The sequence below is a fragment of the Lonsdalea quercina subsp. quercina genome, from assembly GCF_000688695.1.
GTDB lineage: Bacteria > Pseudomonadota > Gammaproteobacteria > Enterobacterales > Enterobacteriaceae > Lonsdalea > Lonsdalea quercina_D.
Window position 1 is genome coordinate 195,680 of sequence record NZ_JIBQ01000010.1, and the last position, 16,411, is coordinate 212,090.

Annotated in this window: 17 protein-coding genes; 6 read left to right on the forward strand and 11 right to left on the reverse strand. The window is 57.8% G+C overall.

The annotated features are described in order from the left end of the window. Positions 1 to 248 precede the first annotated feature (248 nt). On the reverse strand, positions 249 to 1,589 hold the full coding sequence (locus SB13_RS11785; RefSeq protein ID WP_026740550.1) for an aspartate aminotransferase family protein: 1,341 nt from the start codon (positions 1,587 to 1,589) through the stop codon (positions 249 to 251). A 556-nt stretch (positions 1,590 to 2,145) separates the two neighbouring features. Here SB13_RS11785 and SB13_RS11790 point away from each other — a divergent pair. Next, a complete protein-coding gene (locus tag SB13_RS11790; protein ID WP_026740551.1) occupies positions 2,146 to 2,922 on the forward strand; it encodes a DeoR/GlpR family DNA-binding transcription regulator in 777 nt (258 codons plus the stop codon). Between the two features lie 110 nt (positions 2,923 to 3,032). Beyond that, positions 3,033 to 3,719: a glutathione S-transferase family protein gene (locus SB13_RS11795; protein WP_026740552.1), complete on the forward strand. Its 687-nt coding sequence runs from the start codon at positions 3,033 to 3,035 to the stop codon at positions 3,717 to 3,719. Positions 3,720 to 3,742: 23 nt separating this feature from the next. On the opposite strand, the gene pbpG is transcribed toward SB13_RS11795, so the two are convergent. Continuing rightward, a complete protein-coding gene (gene pbpG, locus SB13_RS11800; RefSeq protein ID WP_026740553.1) occupies positions 3,743 to 4,702 on the reverse strand; it encodes a D-alanyl-D-alanine endopeptidase in 960 nt (319 codons plus the stop codon). A gap of 333 nt (positions 4,703 to 5,035) precedes the next feature. On the opposite strand from pbpG, the gene SB13_RS11805 reads away from it, so the two are divergent. Then, the gene (locus SB13_RS11805) at positions 5,036 to 5,713 is read left to right on the forward strand and encodes an epoxyqueuosine reductase QueH (protein ID WP_026740554.1); all 678 of its coding nucleotides are present in this window, start codon (positions 5,036 to 5,038) and stop codon (positions 5,711 to 5,713) included. A 99-nt stretch (positions 5,714 to 5,812) separates the two neighbouring features. On the opposite strand, the gene cyaB is transcribed toward SB13_RS11805, so the two are convergent. The 3 genes from cyaB to SB13_RS11820 all read right to left on the reverse strand — a co-directional run bounded on the left by cyaB (position 5,813) and on the right by SB13_RS11820 (position 8,643). Next, the gene (gene cyaB / locus SB13_RS11810) at positions 5,813 to 6,352 is read right to left on the reverse strand and encodes a class IV adenylate cyclase (protein ID WP_026740555.1); all 540 of its coding nucleotides are present in this window, start codon (positions 6,350 to 6,352) and stop codon (positions 5,813 to 5,815) included. Positions 6,353 to 6,740: 388 nt separating this feature from the next. Beyond that, positions 6,741 to 7,676, reverse strand: a complete 936-nt coding sequence (gene dusC / locus SB13_RS11815; protein ID WP_026740556.1) for a tRNA dihydrouridine(16) synthase DusC — start codon at positions 7,674 to 7,676, stop codon at positions 6,741 to 6,743. 97 nt (positions 7,677 to 7,773) lie between these two features. Then, entirely contained in the window at positions 7,774 to 8,643 is an 870-nt protein-coding gene (locus SB13_RS11820) for a helix-turn-helix domain-containing protein (RefSeq protein ID WP_026740557.1), read from the reverse strand. Positions 8,644 to 8,756: 113 nt separating this feature from the next. Here SB13_RS11820 and SB13_RS11825 point away from each other — a divergent pair, with 113 nt between their 5' ends. After that, positions 8,757 to 9,659: a DMT family transporter gene (locus SB13_RS11825; protein WP_026740558.1), complete on the forward strand. Its 903-nt coding sequence runs from the start codon at positions 8,757 to 8,759 to the stop codon at positions 9,657 to 9,659. Between the two features lie 49 nt (positions 9,660 to 9,708). Here SB13_RS11825 and rhlE read toward each other — a convergent pair whose 3' ends face one another. Beyond that, entirely contained in the window at positions 9,709 to 11,067 is a 1,359-nt protein-coding gene (gene rhlE / locus SB13_RS11830) for an ATP-dependent RNA helicase RhlE (RefSeq protein WP_026740559.1), read from the reverse strand. 487 nt (positions 11,068 to 11,554) lie between these two features. On the opposite strand from rhlE, the gene clsB reads away from it, so the two are divergent. Both clsB and SB13_RS11840 read left to right on the forward strand, forming a co-directional pair. Beyond that, positions 11,555 to 12,802, forward strand: a complete 1,248-nt coding sequence (gene clsB / locus SB13_RS11835) for a cardiolipin synthase ClsB (protein ID WP_026740560.1) — start codon at positions 11,555 to 11,557, stop codon at positions 12,800 to 12,802. Then, positions 12,799 to 13,782, forward strand: a complete 984-nt coding sequence (locus SB13_RS11840; protein WP_026740561.1) for a lysylphosphatidylglycerol synthase domain-containing protein — start codon at positions 12,799 to 12,801, stop codon at positions 13,780 to 13,782. The genes clsB and SB13_RS11840 overlap by 4 nt, the downstream gene beginning before the upstream one ends. A gap of 79 nt (positions 13,783 to 13,861) precedes the next feature. Here the strand turns inward: SB13_RS11840 and SB13_RS11845 are convergent, their stop codons facing one another. From SB13_RS11845 to moaB, 5 genes are all read right to left on the reverse strand, one after another. Next, the gene (locus SB13_RS11845; RefSeq protein WP_026740562.1) at positions 13,862 to 14,572 is read right to left on the reverse strand and encodes a Bax inhibitor-1/YccA family protein; all 711 of its coding nucleotides are present in this window, start codon (positions 14,570 to 14,572) and stop codon (positions 13,862 to 13,864) included. Positions 14,573 to 14,686: 114 nt separating this feature from the next. Further along, complete coding sequence (gene moaE / locus SB13_RS11850) at positions 14,687 to 15,145, reverse strand: molybdopterin synthase catalytic subunit MoaE (RefSeq protein ID WP_026740563.1); 459 nt, start codon at positions 15,143 to 15,145, stop codon at positions 14,687 to 14,689. Positions 15,146 to 15,147: 2 nt separating this feature from the next. After that, the gene (moaD, locus tag SB13_RS11855; protein ID WP_026740564.1) at positions 15,148 to 15,393 is read right to left on the reverse strand and encodes a molybdopterin synthase sulfur carrier subunit; all 246 of its coding nucleotides are present in this window, start codon (positions 15,391 to 15,393) and stop codon (positions 15,148 to 15,150) included. Then, positions 15,390 to 15,872 carry a cyclic pyranopterin monophosphate synthase MoaC gene (gene moaC / locus SB13_RS11860; RefSeq protein ID WP_026740565.1) on the reverse strand — a complete coding sequence of 161 codons (483 nt, stop codon included), beginning with the start codon at positions 15,870 to 15,872 and terminating at the stop codon, positions 15,390 to 15,392. The genes moaD and moaC overlap by 4 nt, the downstream gene beginning before the upstream one ends. Positions 15,873 to 15,880: 8 nt before the next feature. Beyond that, on the reverse strand, positions 15,881 to 16,393 hold the full coding sequence (gene moaB / locus SB13_RS11865; RefSeq protein ID WP_026740566.1) for a molybdenum cofactor biosynthesis protein B: 513 nt from the start codon (positions 16,391 to 16,393) through the stop codon (positions 15,881 to 15,883). Between the last annotated feature and the right edge of the window lie 18 nt (positions 16,394 to 16,411).

Consider the following 16,411-nt stretch of genomic DNA (forward strand, 5'->3'; position numbering starts at 1 on the left):
TCATCGGCTTTTCCTCCCGAACGACCAGAGGCGATGTTCCAACCTAGCTACCTTGTGGACAATGCGGTTTTTCCGCGCTTAATCATAGTGGAATTCAATACGAAATTTTATCGGGTTGTCGGATAAATAGGAGAATTTACCCGAAAAAACAACGTGTAATAACCGGGAAAGTATGAATGGGGAGAACGTAAGAAAGTGTGTCGCCCGACCGACGCCGGGCGACAGGCTGAGAATAAAACCGCGGGCGGTTAACGACGGGCGCGCGTCAGCGCCTTATCCAGCGCCCCCACCAGCCAGTCAATGTCCTGCGTCTGGAATGCCAGCGGCGGACGCAGCTTGAGGACATTGCCGTAAGGCCCGGCGACGGAGGTCAGCACCCGCTCTTCCCGCAGGTGTTCAATCACCGCCAGCGCCAGTGGCTTATCCGCCGTTTTCTTCTCCCGGTCGCTGACCAGTTCAAAGCCGATGAACAGCCCCGCGCCGCGCACGTCGCCGACGCACTCGTGACGCTGCGCCAAGGCAGCCAGCTCCTGCTTGAGAAGCGCGCCGACGGTTTTACTGTGCTCCTGCAACCCTTCGTCGCGAATCACTTTTAATACCGCCTGCGCGGCGGCCATCGATACCGGATTGCCGCCGAAGGTATTGAAATACGGGATCTCATCGCTGAAGGCGGCCAGCACATCGGCTTTCGCAAACAGCCCCGAGACAGGAATGCCGTTCCCCATCGGTTTCCCCATAGTCACAATATCCGGCACGACGCCGTGACGCGCGAACCCCCAGAACGTGTCGCCGGTCCGGGCGAAACCCGGTTGGACTTCATCCGCGATAAAAATACCGCCGTTGGCATGCACGACGTCGATGGCCGGCTGCAGGAAACCGACCGGGTCCGGCAATACGCCGTCCGATGAAAAGATGGAGTCGGCCAGAAAGCCCGCGAATTTGATGCCATGCGCGGCCATGTCATCGATCTGTTTTTGAATTTCGTTGGCGAACCAGACGCCGAGATCCGGCGCTGCCACCCGGTATCTGTCCGGCGCAGGCACAAGGCGCGTGGTGGCCGCCAGCGGCTGTCCGCTGCCGAGCGCGGGAGACGCGCCAGAAGTCAGGTCGCTGGTGCCGTGGTACGCCTCCTGACTGACAATGATGCCGGTGCCGCCGCTGTATGCGCGCGCCACGCGGATCGCCAGATCGTTGGCCTCCGAGCCGGTACACATGTACATGGCTTTGGTGATCTCAGGCGGCAAGGTCGTCAGCAGATCTTCGGTGTAATCCAGAATGCGTTCGTGCAGGTAGCGGGTATGGGTATTAAGCTGGCTCATCTGCTGTTGCACCGCGTCGATCACGGCGGGATGACAATGACCGATGCTGGCGACGTTGTTGTAGACATCCAGATACTGTTTGCCGCTCGCGTCCCACAGATATTGGCCCTCGCCGCGCACCAAATGCACCGGATTGCGGTAGAACAGGCGGTAGGATTCACCGAGCACTTTGCTGCGTTTGTCGGTAAGTTGGCGGATATCCTGACTCAGCGCATCGGCGTGCTCTGCTCGAAAGCTGTTGGTATCCATGATGGTTGAACGTGTCGCCATAAAGACTCCCCCTGAGAAATGAGCTGTGGATCGGGTCTACGCCGCCCGCTGGAGAGCCGCACTGAACGATCCGGTAGAGGCCACTGTATACCAAAAGCAATAAATTACACAAACGCAAAAATATGCACTATTCTGGTGCCCTCGAATGCACACCGACCAGCCGCCTGGTTCGTGTTTTTGAGTTTTTAGCAGAGAAAAACTACGCTTAGTTTGTGCATTTTTCCTTAGTCAGGATCAACATGTAGAATTCGATGTGGCTATATGATTGATACACGGGGGCGTCACTCCGCGTTGCCGTCATAGTGAAACACACAAATATGCACAAAAACACACAACCCTATTCGACAAACTCCACATTGCGTCTTCTCCTGCCCGCAAAAAAGACCGCAGGAACCCTGCAATAAGGGAGTGCAAAATGCGCCTTGAGTGATATTGTGCGGCCGCCGGATTGGCGCATCATCCGAGGTTTGGTACAGCTTACCTGGCGCAATGGCGAAAGCTCGCCGCCCATTGTCAACACCATTAGTGGGTGTATTACCCTCAGGAAAAGAATCTCATGTTAGAAGAAACGCGGTTGCACCGTATCCGTGCATTACTGTCGACGTTAAACCGGGTCAGTACAGAGCAGATTATTCAACATCTCGGCGTTTCGCGCGAAACGGTACGGCGGGACATTCTTAAACTCGAAGCCCGGGGAATGCTGCGACGTGTACACGGAGGGATCGTCGCCACCGGTCCCGAGCCGGAGCCGCCGTTATCGATACGCCGTACGGTGCGAGAAAAAGAGAAGCAGGCAATAGCCCGCGCTGCGGTGCAGCAGCTTCAGCCGGGACAAACCATTTTTGTCGATGCGGGAAGCACCACCACGCTGCTCGCGGACGAACTGCTTTCCATGCCGGGGATGACGATCATCACCAACAGCCTGAACGTCGCGCTCAAGCTGACCGCGCAGGAAGCCGAGGACCGTCTGCTGCACGAAGTGATTCTACTTGGCGGTCACGTAGGCTCCGCCATTCAAGCCACCAACGGGGCGCAAACGGCCAACGAGTTGCGTCGCTACCGGGCCGACGTCGCCCTGATGTCGCCCGTCGGCATCTCCAGCGCCGCTGGCGCCAGCAGCTTCTCCCACACCGAGGCGGCCATCGCCAGCGCGATGATCGAATATGCCACGACCTCCATCATCCTGGCCGATCACACCAAAATCGGGGTCACCAGCCGTGTGGTTTATGCGCCGATGTCACAAATCGATAGGGTGGTGACTGATGCCGCGGCCGAGTTCAACCGGGACTTTTCCGCCCTGCAGGCGAGCTGCCAACAGGTGATACTGGCGTGATACCGCGCACACGAAAATTGGCGCGTTGTGTTGTCTGCGGTCGTGAGGCATAGTGATTTTCCACCCGTGACACCCTATACCCGAACGCTATCTGCTAGTGAGGTTCCGTCATGTATCAGCTGTATATCGCCAATAAAAACTACTCGTCCTGGTCGCTACGGCCGTGGGTGCTGTTGCAAGAGCTGGATATTCCGTTTGAGGAAACGCTGGTGCCTTTCTCCCCCGGCATCACTCAGCCCGCCTTTAAGACCTTTGCTCCATCGGGCAAAGTGCCCTGTCTCGTCGATGGCGAACTTACCGTTTGGGATTCTCTGGCGATCGTGGAATATCTGGCGGAACGGCATGAAGGCGTGTGGCCAGAAGACGCCGCCGCTCGGGCATGGGCGCGGTGCGCCGCCGCGGAAATGCATTCAGGATTTTCGACCCTGCGCGAAGTCTGCGGGATGAACTGCGGCATTCGCGTCAAACTGCATGAGTTCACGCCAGCGCTGCAGCGCGACATTGAGCGGCTGAATCAGTTGTGGGAAGAGGGATTGACCCGGTTCAAAGGACCGTTCCTGGCCGGTGGGCAGTTCAGCGCCGTCGATGCGTTTTACGCGCCAGTGGTCTTTCGCATCCAGACCTACGGCCTGCCGTTGACGCCGCTGGCCGCGGAGTACTACACCACCCTGCTGGCGCTGCCTGCCCTGCAAGAGTGGCAGGAACAGGCTCGACTGGAACCCTGGCGGGAGCCGCAGCACGAGGCCACCTGGGCGGAGTACGGCAAGCTGGAGCAGGACGAACGCACGACCGACTGAGTCAACCGCACGGCCGGCGGAAACTACTCCGCCGACGTTAGCGCAATGTTCGTAGAGGAACGCTGCGACGAATTTTGTGCAATCGCCTTCTGTTTCTTATAACTCAACGCGGCGGGCGGCACTGGGCTGATCTTGCCGCTCTCCAGCCAGTTGCGCAGCCGATTGGCATCGGCGAAGTGGGTATATTTACCGTAAGCATCCAGTACCACCAGCGCGACCGGCCGTTGATTGATGACCGTCCTCATCACCAGACAGTGTCCCGCCTCATTCGTAAAACCGGTCTTGGTCAATTGGATATTCCAGTCTGGACGGTAGACCAGATGGTTGGTATTACGGAACGGCAGCGTATAGGCAGGATGGGCGAAGGTCACCATTTTCTCGTGCGTGGTGCTCAGCTGACTCAGCATCGGATATTGTCGGCTGGCCACCAGCAGCTTGGTCAGATCCCGCGCCGTAGACACGTTTTCCGTCGACAGCCCGGTCGGTTCCACGTAATAGGTATGCATCATGCCCAGCGAGCGGGCTTTGGCGTTCATGGCGGTGATGAACGCCTGATAACCGCCGCGGTAATGGTGGGCCAGCGTGGCGGCCGCCCGGTTTTCGGAGGACATCAGCGCCAGCAGCAGCAGGTCATGACGACTCGCTTCGCTGCCGAGACGCACGCGGGAATAGACCCCCTGCATCTCTTTTGTTTGGCTGATATCCACCGTCAGCATTTCGTCGAGCGGCTGATTGGCGTCCAGCACCACCAGCGCCGTCATCAGTTTGCTGACGGACGCGATGGGCACGACGACGTCCGGGTTACTCGAATACAACACTTTGTTATTCAGTAAATCGACCACCATCGCGCTGCCGGACGCGATCTCCTGATGCGAGGCGGCCGATGAAGCGACGACCGTTTTGGCCGCCACCGGCGAGGCGACCCAGACCGATGCGGACATCAGCACCAGACTTAACAGTGAAAGCTGTATTTTTTTATTCATTATTCAGTAGCTTATAAATTGACTTGGCGGATAAGGTTTGGGACGACCCGGGCATTATAGTGTCGGCCCTCACCCTGCGCATCCGGACAGCGGTAAAAGCTTTGTGACAAAGTTTGACAGGCCGTTGCGCGGTAGTTCGCCGTATTCGGAGGCAGATTACGCTGGCATGCCCGGACGCATCCCGATAACATCATGCCCGGCTAAACGTCGCCCCGGCGGCATCTTCATTTTTCGCCCGAGATCGTCACTGACGATCGATTGTAATTGTTATTGCGATAGTTAATAATTTATCTCAATAAGGTTAATTTCTTCTCATTATTAGTGGATTGCTTTATGTCCAATGCGCACCCCGTCAAAACCTTTCAACGCCCGAAACTGGAGCTGCCTAATGAGGCGGATAAGCTGCTGCTTCACTCCTGCTGCGCCCCCTGCTCCGGCGAAGTGATGGAGGCATTGAGCGCTTCCGGCATTGATTACACGATCTTTTTCTACAACCCGAATATTCATCCTCAGCGGGAGTACTTGATCCGCAAAGAGGAAAACATCCGCTTCGCCGAAAAACACGGCGTTCCTTTCGTTGACGCCGACTACGATGCGGATAACTGGTTTGACCGTGCGAAAGGCATGGAGTGGGAACCGGAACGCGGCGAACGCTGCACGATGTGTTTTGATATGCGTTTTGAACGCGCGGCGCTGTACGCGCATGAAAACGGCTTCCGCGCCATCAGCAGCTCTCTCGGCATCTCTCGCTGGAAAAACATGCAGCAGGTCAACCAGTGCGGCATTAATGCCGCGCAGAAATACCCTGACGTGGTGTACTGGGATTACAACTGGCGCAAACAGGGCGGCTCGGCGCGCATGGTCGAAATCAGCAAGCAGGAGCGCTTCTACCAGCAAGAGTACTGCGGCTGCATTTATTCGCTGCGGGATGCCAATAAACACCGTAAATCACAGGGTCGCGATATCATCCGCATTGGAAAACTGTTTTACGGCGACGAACCGACTTCCTGATGCGTCCGGCATTTCTCATCATGCTGGCTAGCGTGTGAAGGGATTGTCCAAAGACCTCGCGCTGCTCGAATGAGAGCAGCGCGCTTTCAGTCCGACAAACTAATGCCCCAATAATTGGCGGTAAGAGCGATATTCAATATTATCCAGCAGTAATCCCAACCTCAGCGCACAATCCTGACATTTCTCGCCCAGACGATCTAATTCCGCTTCGTGCTCTGTCATACAGGATATTCCGACGTAATGACCCAGCGATTCGATATAATCCAGCGTGATTTGAAAAGTATCTAAAAAATAAATACTTCGCGTTTTATTCACTTCGAATACCTGCTGAAACCCAAGTGTTTTCAGCATACTGTCCGTGCGTTCAAACGACTCCACGTTGACCGTCTCGCTGCAGCCAGGGCGCGGGCCTCTGACGATCCACAGCTTGATGCCGGAAGGCACCATACATCGTAATAACATGCTGATATTTTTACGACTTAGTGATTGTTCCGCCGTGTCGTAATAGATATCGCTTTCTTTATTTTCGAAAACGAAAGATTCAGGATGGTGGCTAAATAAGCGTTCACGAAACGCCGCAATATCCTGAATATTGAACTTTAACGCAACCTCATATTTTCCTCTGAAATGTTCAATCACTGGCTTCCTCCGTTACAGGCAATCCTGGCTAGAAAATCATTCCCAGAAAGAAACATGTTTTAATTAATTTGTTCATTGCGGCATTGCCATGAATAACAGCGGTATATAACCGTAAACGCCTTATTTCAGGCTAATTATTGACGAAAAAAAGCCGCGCTGACCTCCATGCTGAATAAGGCATGGAAACAGGCTGCTGTGATGGCGCTTTTGTACGCGCTATGAATGTCGCGGCTATTATCAACAAAAGTCTGACTTTGCGCTAATGACGTCTGGATATAACGATCTGGGTGGAACGACCTATCGAGAGAAAAGGCAAAGCGCAGTCAACTCCGGGGTAAAACCCCGCACAACGGCGGTTGAAAAAGACTCGCTGACAGGCAAGGAAGGATTAATGCGCTGCGTCGATCACGCGGGCGATGGCGCCGGAGGACGTCAGCGCACGGACTTCGGCGAACAGTCCGGCAGCTTCGTCATACTCTTTGCGCAGGTAGCCGAGCCACTGTTTGATACGCGCGACATGGTACAGACCGGTATCGCCCTGCTTTTCCAGCCGCACGTACTTTTGCAGCAGCCGAACCACGTCCGGCCACGGCATCCGGGGTTCGTTATATTTGATCACCCGGCTCAGATTCGGCACGTTCAACGCTCCGCGGCCCAGCATCACCGAATCGCATCCCGTGGCCTGCATGCAGGCCTGCGCGCTGGCATAATCCCAGATTTCGCCGTTGGCGATGACCGGGATGGACAGCCGCTGGCGGATCTCGCCGATGGCGTTCCAGTTGATGCGCTCCGCCCGATAGCCGTCCTCTTTGGTGCGCCCGTGCACCGCCAGTTCGGTGGCCCCCGCCTGCTGCACGGCATCGGCGATTTCGAAGCGATGACTATCCGACGCCCAGCCCAGCCTGACTTTCGCCGTTACCGGCATCGTCTCCGGCACTGCGGCGCGCATCGCTTTGACGCCCTGATAAATCAGTTCCGGATCTTTGAGCAACGTGGCGCCGCCGCCGCTGCCGTTCACCAGTTTCGACGGACAGCCGCAGTTCAGATCGACGCCGTAAGAGCCCAGTTCCACCGCGCGAGCCGCATTTTCGGCCAGCCACTGCGGATACTGCCCCAGCAGCTGAACGCGCACCCGCGTGCCCGACGGCGTGCGGCTGGCATGACGCAGTTCAGGGCACAGGCGATAAAAGGATTTGACCGGCAGCCGTTGATCGACCACGCGCAGGAATTCCGTAATACACAGGTCGTAGTCATTCACTTCAGTCAGGAGTTCGCGGACCAGAGAGTCCAACACCCCTTCCATCGGGGCCAGCAGCACACGCATAGATATCATTCAGCTCAGATCAATTTCGGCCCGCAATGGTACTGTCAGCGGACAAGACAACGCAACGGAAAACGCAGTCCCTCATCCGCTATCACCCTCAGCCTCTTTGCCGCATCACAGAAGGGGTGACGCCGTACGCGGCCCGAAATCGCTGACTAAAGTGGCTGGAGGAGCTGAACCCGCACGCCAGCGCGATATCCGTCATCGGCAGCGTGGTATCGCGAACCAGACGCTGCGCTCGCTCGAGACGGACCTGCATCACAAACTGATGCGGCGCCACTCCCTCGCTGTGACGAAACATGCGCGCAAAGTGAAACTCGCTCAGCCCGGCTTCAGCGGCCAGTTCCGTCAGCGTCAGCGGTTCCGCCAGACGCGCGTCGATCAGCGCCCGAATACGTTGCCGAACCACCGGAGCCAGTCCGCCGCGCACCGTCGGAAGCGCCCACTGCAACTGGGTGTAGCGCCGCAGCACATGGGTCATCAGCAGCGTCGAGGCCGTCGTCAGCGTGAGTCTATCGGACGCGTCTTGCCAGCTGTGCTGCAGCAGGAAATGTCTATACAGGCTCACAATCTGCGGGTCGTCGCCGAATACCCGCTCTTCCAGCAACAGACTCGCCGGGCTGCGATCCCAGATCTGTTCGGCCAGTTCACGCAGATGCTCGTCGGTGTAGTACAGGTGAACAAACTGAAGATCGCTACGGATATCCCAGGTAGAAATGCTGTGTTTCGGCATCAGACAAAAGCGATCCGGACCGCCGCCGTTGAACCAGCCGTCCGGCCGCTTATGGTAGGACTCATAGCCGCCGGCGATATACAGGCTCAAGGTGTGATGATGGGTATTTTCAAGCGTGACCCGGTCATGGCAGTTTTGCCACGACGCCAGACAGACGCCGTTGTTGAGATCCACCGAATCCCGCAAACGCGTTTTGTAGTGCTGCAAAACGTCCAGTGCCTCATAGCTCGCCATAATATCCTCTGAAGAAAACCGCAATTTAATGGTAAACGGCGCAAAACCGTGACAGCGCGTCCATCGCGCCCTGCTGAATACTGAATGGTATTCGCCGCTACAGAGAATCAATCATGAATATCCTGCTCTATTTACTCGTCGTCCTGATCTGGGGAACCACCTGGCTGGCTATCAGCCTGCAGCACGGAAGCGTCGCTCCGGAAGTATCGGTGTTTTGGCGCTTCGCCATCGCGTCCGCGCTGCTGCTGTCGTTCCTCAAGCTGACCGGCCGTTTGCGGCCTCTGCCGTGGCGCGGACACCTGCTCTGCCTGGTGCAGGGCGTGACGGTTTTCGGCATCAACATGATCTGTTTTTATCACGCCATTGTCTGGATTTCGAGTGGTCTCGAATCGGTGATTTTCTCGATGGCGGTGTTGTTCAACGCATTTAACGCCCGACTGATGCTGGGGCAGAGACTCACGCGCAATGTGTGGCTGGCCGCGCCGCTTGGGTTGGCGGGCATCGTCTTGCTGTTCTGGCACGATCTGACGCAGATCGACGCCGGTTCACATTTACTACAGGGGGCTGGATTATGCCTGCTGGCGACCTACTGCTTTTCTCTGGGTAACATCATCAGCATTCAGCATCAGCGGCAGGGGCGCGACATCATGGCGACCAACGGCTGGGGCATGTGCTACGGCGCGTTAGCCGTGGGGATGGTCGGCGGGATAATGGGCTATGACTTCACGCCAGAATTGACAGCGCGCTATCTGGGATCGCTGAGCTATCTGGCCGTCGTCGGCTCAGTCATCGGCTTCGGGGCCTATTTCCTGCTGGTGGGCCGTATCGGCGCGAGTCAGGCGGCGTATGCCACGCTATTGTTCCCGCTGGTGGCGCTATCGCTTTCGACGATATTCGAAGGGTATGAGTGGCGAGTGAATGCGGTGATCGGTCTGGTACTGATTCTGGCGGGTAATGCGGTGATGTTTTATCGTCCTCGCCGTAAAACGACGCTGACGTCCCGCCCGGCGCATTGAACAGACGCACGGACGAACAGGCGGCCCGGAGGGCCGCCTGTCACACAAACTAGGCCTTAGACGCCGGTTTGTGGTTCGGACGAGCGCGACGAGCCTGGCCGTCACGCGCGCCGCCGGAGCGAGGCGCGCCCTGACGCGCAGGACGTCCGCCCTCACCTGCGCCGCCGCGGTGATTCCCCTGACGAGCGCCGCCGCCGCCACGCGGAGCCGACGACGGACGACCGCCGCGGCCGCCCTGACGACCATTCTGAATCGGATCGGCCTTGATAGTCGGGTCCGGCTCATAGCCCGGAACAGCCATCCGCGGGATCTCACGCTTCAGCAGGCGTTCGATATCGCGCAGCAGTTTGTGTTCGTCCACGCAGACCAGCGACAGCGCTTCACCCGTAGAGGCGGCACGCCCGGTACGCCCGATACGGTGAACGTAATCTTCCGGCACGTTCGGCAGCTCGTAGTTCACGACGTGCGGCAGATGGTCAATATCGAGACCACGCGCCGCGATATCGGTCGCGACCAGCACACGAATGGAACCATCTTTGAAGTTAGCCAGCGCCCGGGTACGTGCGCCCTGGCTCTTATTACCGTGGATCGCCGCGGCGGTGATGCCGTCTTTTTCCAGCTGTTCAGCCAGATGGTTGGCGCCATGTTTGGTACGGGTGAAGACCAGCACCTGACGCCATTCGTTTTGACCAATCAGCTGAGACAACAGTTCGCGTTTGCGTTTTTTGTCGACCATATGCACATGCTGCGTCACCAGTTCTGACGGCGTGTTGCGACGCACCACTTCCACAGAGGCCGGGTTGTTCAGCAGAGAGTTGGCCAACCCCTTGATGTCATCGGAGAAGGTGGCGGAAAACATCAGGTTCTGACGTCGGGTCGGCAATTTCGACAGCACGCGACGAATGTCGTGGATGAAGCCCATATCCAGCATACGGTCGGCTTCGTCCAGTACCAGAACCTCGACCTGAGACAGGTCTACCGCATTCTGGTGTTCCAGATCCAGCAGTCGACCTGGAGTCGCCACCAGAATGTCCACGCCGCCGCGCAGTTTCATCATTTGCGGGTTGATGCTGACGCCGCCGAACACGACCAACGAACGCAGGCTCAGGTACTTGCTATAAGACTGGACATTTTCGCCAATCTGCGCCGCCAGTTCACGGGTCGGCGTCAGGATCAGCGCACGAACCGGGCGACGTCCTTTCGACGTTGGTTTCGAGCTGAGCATCTGTAGCAGCGGCAACGTAAAGCCCGCCGTTTTGCCCGTACCGGTCTGAGCGCTGGCCATCAGGTCGCGGCCGGCTAATACCAATGGGATCGCCTGGCTCTGTACCGGCGTCGGCTCACGATAACCCTGCTCTTCCACGGCACGTAAAATATCGGCGCTCAGGCCGAGAGATTCAAAAGACATATTGAGAACAACTCCAGATCGACCCTGACCGGACAAACGTCGGCGTAGTTTCCAGGGCGATAACAAGATGGGTTTCGGCGCGACGTCCGGTGTGCGTACGCGATGCGCTAACCCAGATGAATGGGCACAAACTACGGTGCATAACTGCCAATGATTGTATCAGGAAATGATGACTATCAGGGATTTTTCTACCTGCATCACACTTTGAGGAGGAAAACCGGCCCTCCGCCGTGTTTTTTTGTCAATTAACGCTATCTGCGCCCGGGCTATCCGCGCCATTTTCCCTTTATGCCGCCACGGACCTCCGCGTCTCGGACGACTGGGTTATCGCCCCCTTCCTGATACCTGACGATACGCCGGAAACCGTCCGATCCTGCTGAATTTAGGATGGATCTGGGGACGTCGTCTATGCCAAAGTCTATACTTTGTCACGGGCAATCCCCCGCTTTCGGCGGTTTGCCTTCCAGCTCTACCAGGAGAAAAATGGATGAAAGCGAGATGGCGTGATGACAATCAGTTCGAGCTGCTGATCAACGGCGACGCTTTCTATCCCAGCGTTTTTTCCGCTATTCGCCAGGCCCGGCGCCACGTGATACTGGAAACCTTCATCTGGTTCGAGGATGAGATCGGCGCCGAGCTGCGCGACGTGCTGGCCGAGGCCGCACAGCGCGGCGTCAGCGTGGATGTTCTGGCGGACGGATTTGGCTCGCACGATCTGTCCGCCGGCTTTCTGGCGCCAATGATTGCGGCGGGCGTCCACGTCCGCTTCTATGACCCTCGCCCGCGACTGCTCGGCATGCGCACCAATCTATTCCGTCGCCTGCATCGTAAAATCGTCGTGGTCGATGGCGCGGCCGCCTGGGTCGGCGGCATCAACTACGCCGAGGACCATATGAGCAACTCCGGTCCGGAAGCCAAACAGGACTATGCCGTCAAAGTCCGAGGACCGGTGGTGCAAGACATTTATCGCTATGTCATGGACGTTTTGACCCATGAAGAGCCGCCGAAACGCTGGTGGCAAAGCCGCTTCCGGCGCCCCGTCCGCAACCGCAATCCGGGCGACGCGCAGGCGCTGTTCGTCTATCGCGACAACGCCTCCCACCGCGATGACATCGAAAAACATTATCTCTCGATGTTGCGTCAGGCCAAACGAGAGGTCGTGATCGCCAACGCCTACTTTTTTCCCGGCTATCGTCTGCTGCGATCGATGCGTAAAGCCGCCCGCCGCGGCGTGCGCGTGCGCCTTATCGTGCAGGGGCAGCCCGATATGCCGATCGTCCTGGTCGGCGCTCGCATGCTGTATCACTACCTGTTGCGCGCCGGCGTGGAGATCTACGAATATCGCCGCCGCCCGTTACACGGCAAAATCGCGTTGCAGGACGATAAATGGACCACCGTCGGCTCCAGCAATCTGGATCCACTGAGTCTGGCCTTGAATCTGGAGGCCAACCTGATGATTCATGATCGGGCCTTTAACCGACAGCTACGCGAACATCTGCAAGAGCTGATGACGCAGGACTCTCTACGCGTCGAGGCAGACCAGTTGCCTAAGCGATCCTACTGGCGGCTGATGCAGAACGTGCTGGTGTTTCACTTTTTGCGCCATTTTCCAGCATGGATAGGCTGGCTGCCCGCACATACGCAGCGACTCAAATTGCTCAGCCCGGAAGAGACGTCGCCGACCGAGGCGACGACAAAAGAACTAACCCCCCAACAGGAGATCACTCGATCATGAAGGTCAGTCGCCGCAAAAAGAAAACGCTACTCAAGAAGAGTATCGCCGCGCTGTTTCTCATTGCGGTCGTCGTGCTGTTGGTCATCTTTGCGCAGAACGTGGATTGGACAGAGGTACTGCATGCGATCCTGGCCTACAACCGTCAGGTGGTCTATCTCATCGCCGGTCTGGTGGCGATCAGCTATCTGCTGTACGGCGTTTACGACCTGCTTGGGCGCGCCTACTGCCGCCACCCGCTTCCCCGCCTGCAGGTACTGCTGGTATCCATGATTTGCTACGCGTTCAATTTCACGCTTGGCGCGTGGGTCGGCGGCGTAGGAATGCGCTTTCGGCTCTACTCCCGGCTGGGACTGAAAAGCAGCACCATCACGAAAATGTTTTCCCTCAGCATCGCCACCAACTGGCTGGGTTATATCCTGCTCGCAGGCGGCGTATTCGCCTTCGGCCCGTTGCATATGCCGGGGAACTGGGTGATTGGCGACGTCGCTCTCCGTCTGATCGGCTACACGCTGCTACTCGTGATCGTGGCCTATCTGTGGTCATGCGCCTTTTCTCACCGTCGTCGTCTTTCGTTTCGCGGCATGAAGTTCTCGCTGCCGTCACTGAAAATGGCTTTCCTACAGCTGCTGGTTTCGTCGCTGAACTGGCTGATTATGGGCGGGATCATCTGGCTGCTGCTGGCGCAAAAAGCCGATTTTATTATGGTTTTCGGCGTCCTGCTGATCGCCAGCATCGCCTGTCTGGTCGCCAATGTCCCCGCGGGCATTGGCGTGCTAGAAGCGATATTTCTGGCGCTGTTGGCGGGCAGGCCGTTCACTCACGGGGAGATTATCGCCGCGCTGCTGGCCTATCGAGCGCTCTACTACATCGCCCCGCTGATCGTCGCGCTCGGCCCTTACCTGTGGCTGGAAGGCCGCGCCAGAAAACTGCGGGCGAAGAACCTGCAAGCGCTGGCGGAGCTGCCGGAAGAAACGCGCTAAGCGGTATCGCCACCTCTGGCTTACGCACAAAAAAACAGGGAGCCTAAGCTCCCTGTTGATGTTTTCATTCGCTGTGCGGTTAGCGGCGGTTGCCCAGCAGACGCAGCATCATCAGGAACAGGTTAATGAAGTCCAGATACAGCGTCAGCGCGCCGACGATGGCGTATTTACGGAAGCCGTCTTTATCATCAGGGGACAGCTGCTCGCCGATATTTTTCAGCTTCTGCGTGTCGTAGGCGGTCAGCCCGACGAACACGATCACGCCGATATAAGTGACGGCGCGGGTCAGCGCATCGCTTTTCAGCCAGATGTTGACCAACGTCGCCAACAGGATGCCGATCAGCCCCATGAACAGAATGCTGCCGAAACCGCTCAGGTCACGTTTGGTCACATAGCCGTAGAGGCTCATCGCACCGAACATCCCCGCGCTAATGACGAAGGTGCTGGCGATAGAGCCGCCGCTGTAGACGATGAAAATGCTGGACAGCGTTAATCCGGTCAGCGCCGAGTAGAGCATGAACAGACCAGTCGCCACCGTTCCGCTAAGACGGTTCACCATGCCGGAAATCACGAAGACCAGGCCCAGCTGCGCGATAATCAGTCCGTAAAAAGTGATCTGACTGGAGAAAACCAGCTTCAGCACGGCGGGCGTATTCGCCGCATACCAGGCGACAAACGCCGTCAGCAGCAGGCCGCAGGTCATCCAACCATAAACTTGCGCCATATAGGTCTGCATACCGGTACCGGCACGCTGAACAATCGAGTCATTGGAACGTGGATATCGATCCATGATGCTTCCTTTGTGTTGAGTAAACGATCCCAGGCAAATAATTGCCCTCCGACCTAAAGTTTACCACAAAATCGGCGCGCAACCGCCCGGTCCCCTACCGCCGACATGGGCTTGTCACCGCGTCCAGCGTTTGGCGGCCAGACGATCGCTGTCCCGCGAGGCCNCCCACCGCTCGCCTTCGTCCGTTGACTCGCGCTTCCAGAATGGCGCGCGGGTTTTCAGCTGGTCCATGATGAACTCAGCCGCGTCGAATGCCGCTCCCCGGTGCGCGCCCGTCACGCCCACGAACACGATTTCATCGCCGGGATAGAGCGCGCCGATGCGATGAACGACGCTGATGCGTTGCAGCGGCCAGCGTTCACGCGCTTCCTCGACGATCTCCGCCAGCGCTTTTTCAGTCATACCGGGGTAATGTTCCAGCGTCAGGGCGCTCACGTTCTCGCCCAGATTATGGTTGCGCACTTTGCCGGTGAAAGTGACGACCGCGCCATCTTCATCACAGGCGGCCAGCCAGGCATACTCGTCGCCCACGCTGAATGCCGCCTCTCCGACCCGAATGCGGGTGGCTTCCATTTTCATCCTCCCGTCACCGGCGGGAAAAAGGCGACCTCGTCGCCGTCACGCAGCGAATGGTCCATCGCCACCAGCGTCTGATTCACCGCCGCCAGCAGCTTGCCGTCTTCCAGCGCCAACGCCCAACGGTCACCGCGTTCGCACAACGCCTGCCGCAACGCGGAAACCGTTGGGAAGGTCGCTGGCAGCGTCTCGCGATCCGTCCCCACCAGCTCCCGTACCTGAGCGAAAAACAGGACCGTGATCATGCGTCCTCCGCCCGAAAATCGCCGGATTTACCGCCGCTTTTCGCCAGCAGTCGCACGGGGCCGATAACCATGTCTTTCTGCACCGCCTTACACATATCGTAAATGGTGAGCGCCGCCACGGAGGCGGCCGTCAGCGCTTCCATCTCCACGCCGGTCTTGCCGGTAAGACGGCACAACGATTCGATGCGCACGCGATGGTTCGCCGGCTGCGCTTCCAGCTCTACCGCAACTTTGGTCAGCAGTAGAGGATGACACAGCGGGATCAGGTCCCAGGTCCGTTTCGCCGCCTGAATACCGGCGATGCGCGCCGTGGCGAACACATCGCCCTTGTGATGGCGGCCCTCGATAATCATGGCCAGCGTTTCAGGGGCCATTTCTACAAAAGCTTCAGCGCGCGCTTCGCGTACCGTGTCGGCCTTGGCGGAAACATCCACCATCGCCGCTTCGCCGGCGGCATTAATGTGCGTCAGTTGCGTCATGATGAGGGTTATTTTTTCAGATGTGGGTGGACATTGCAGGGCTTCTGGCGCGCGTCTAACTGCTCCTGAAGCACGCGTTCCCAGGCGGTGCGGCAGGCGCGAGTAGATCCGGGCATCGCAAAAATTACGGTGCCGTTAGCCAGCCCCGCCAGCGCGCGCGACTGCACCGTCGCGGTTCCGATGTCTTCATACGACACCATGCGGAACAGCTCGCCGAATCCGGCCATTTCACGGTCAAACAGTACGCTGATGGCCTCCGGCACTTTATCGCCCTCGGTAAACCCGGTGCCGCCGTTAATCAGCACCACCTGCACGTTCTCGCTGGCGATCCAGTCAGAAACCCGGGCGCGAATCTGATACAGATTTTCCGGCACGATGGCGCTGGCGACGATGTGGTGTCCCGCTTCCTGTGCGGCTTCACGCAAATAGTCGCCGGAGGTGTCGTCAGCTTCGGTCCGACGCGAAGACACGGTCATTACCGCAATCTGCAGCGGGATAAATTCTTGACTGGGCTTACTCATACTCTCTCCTTACTTCTT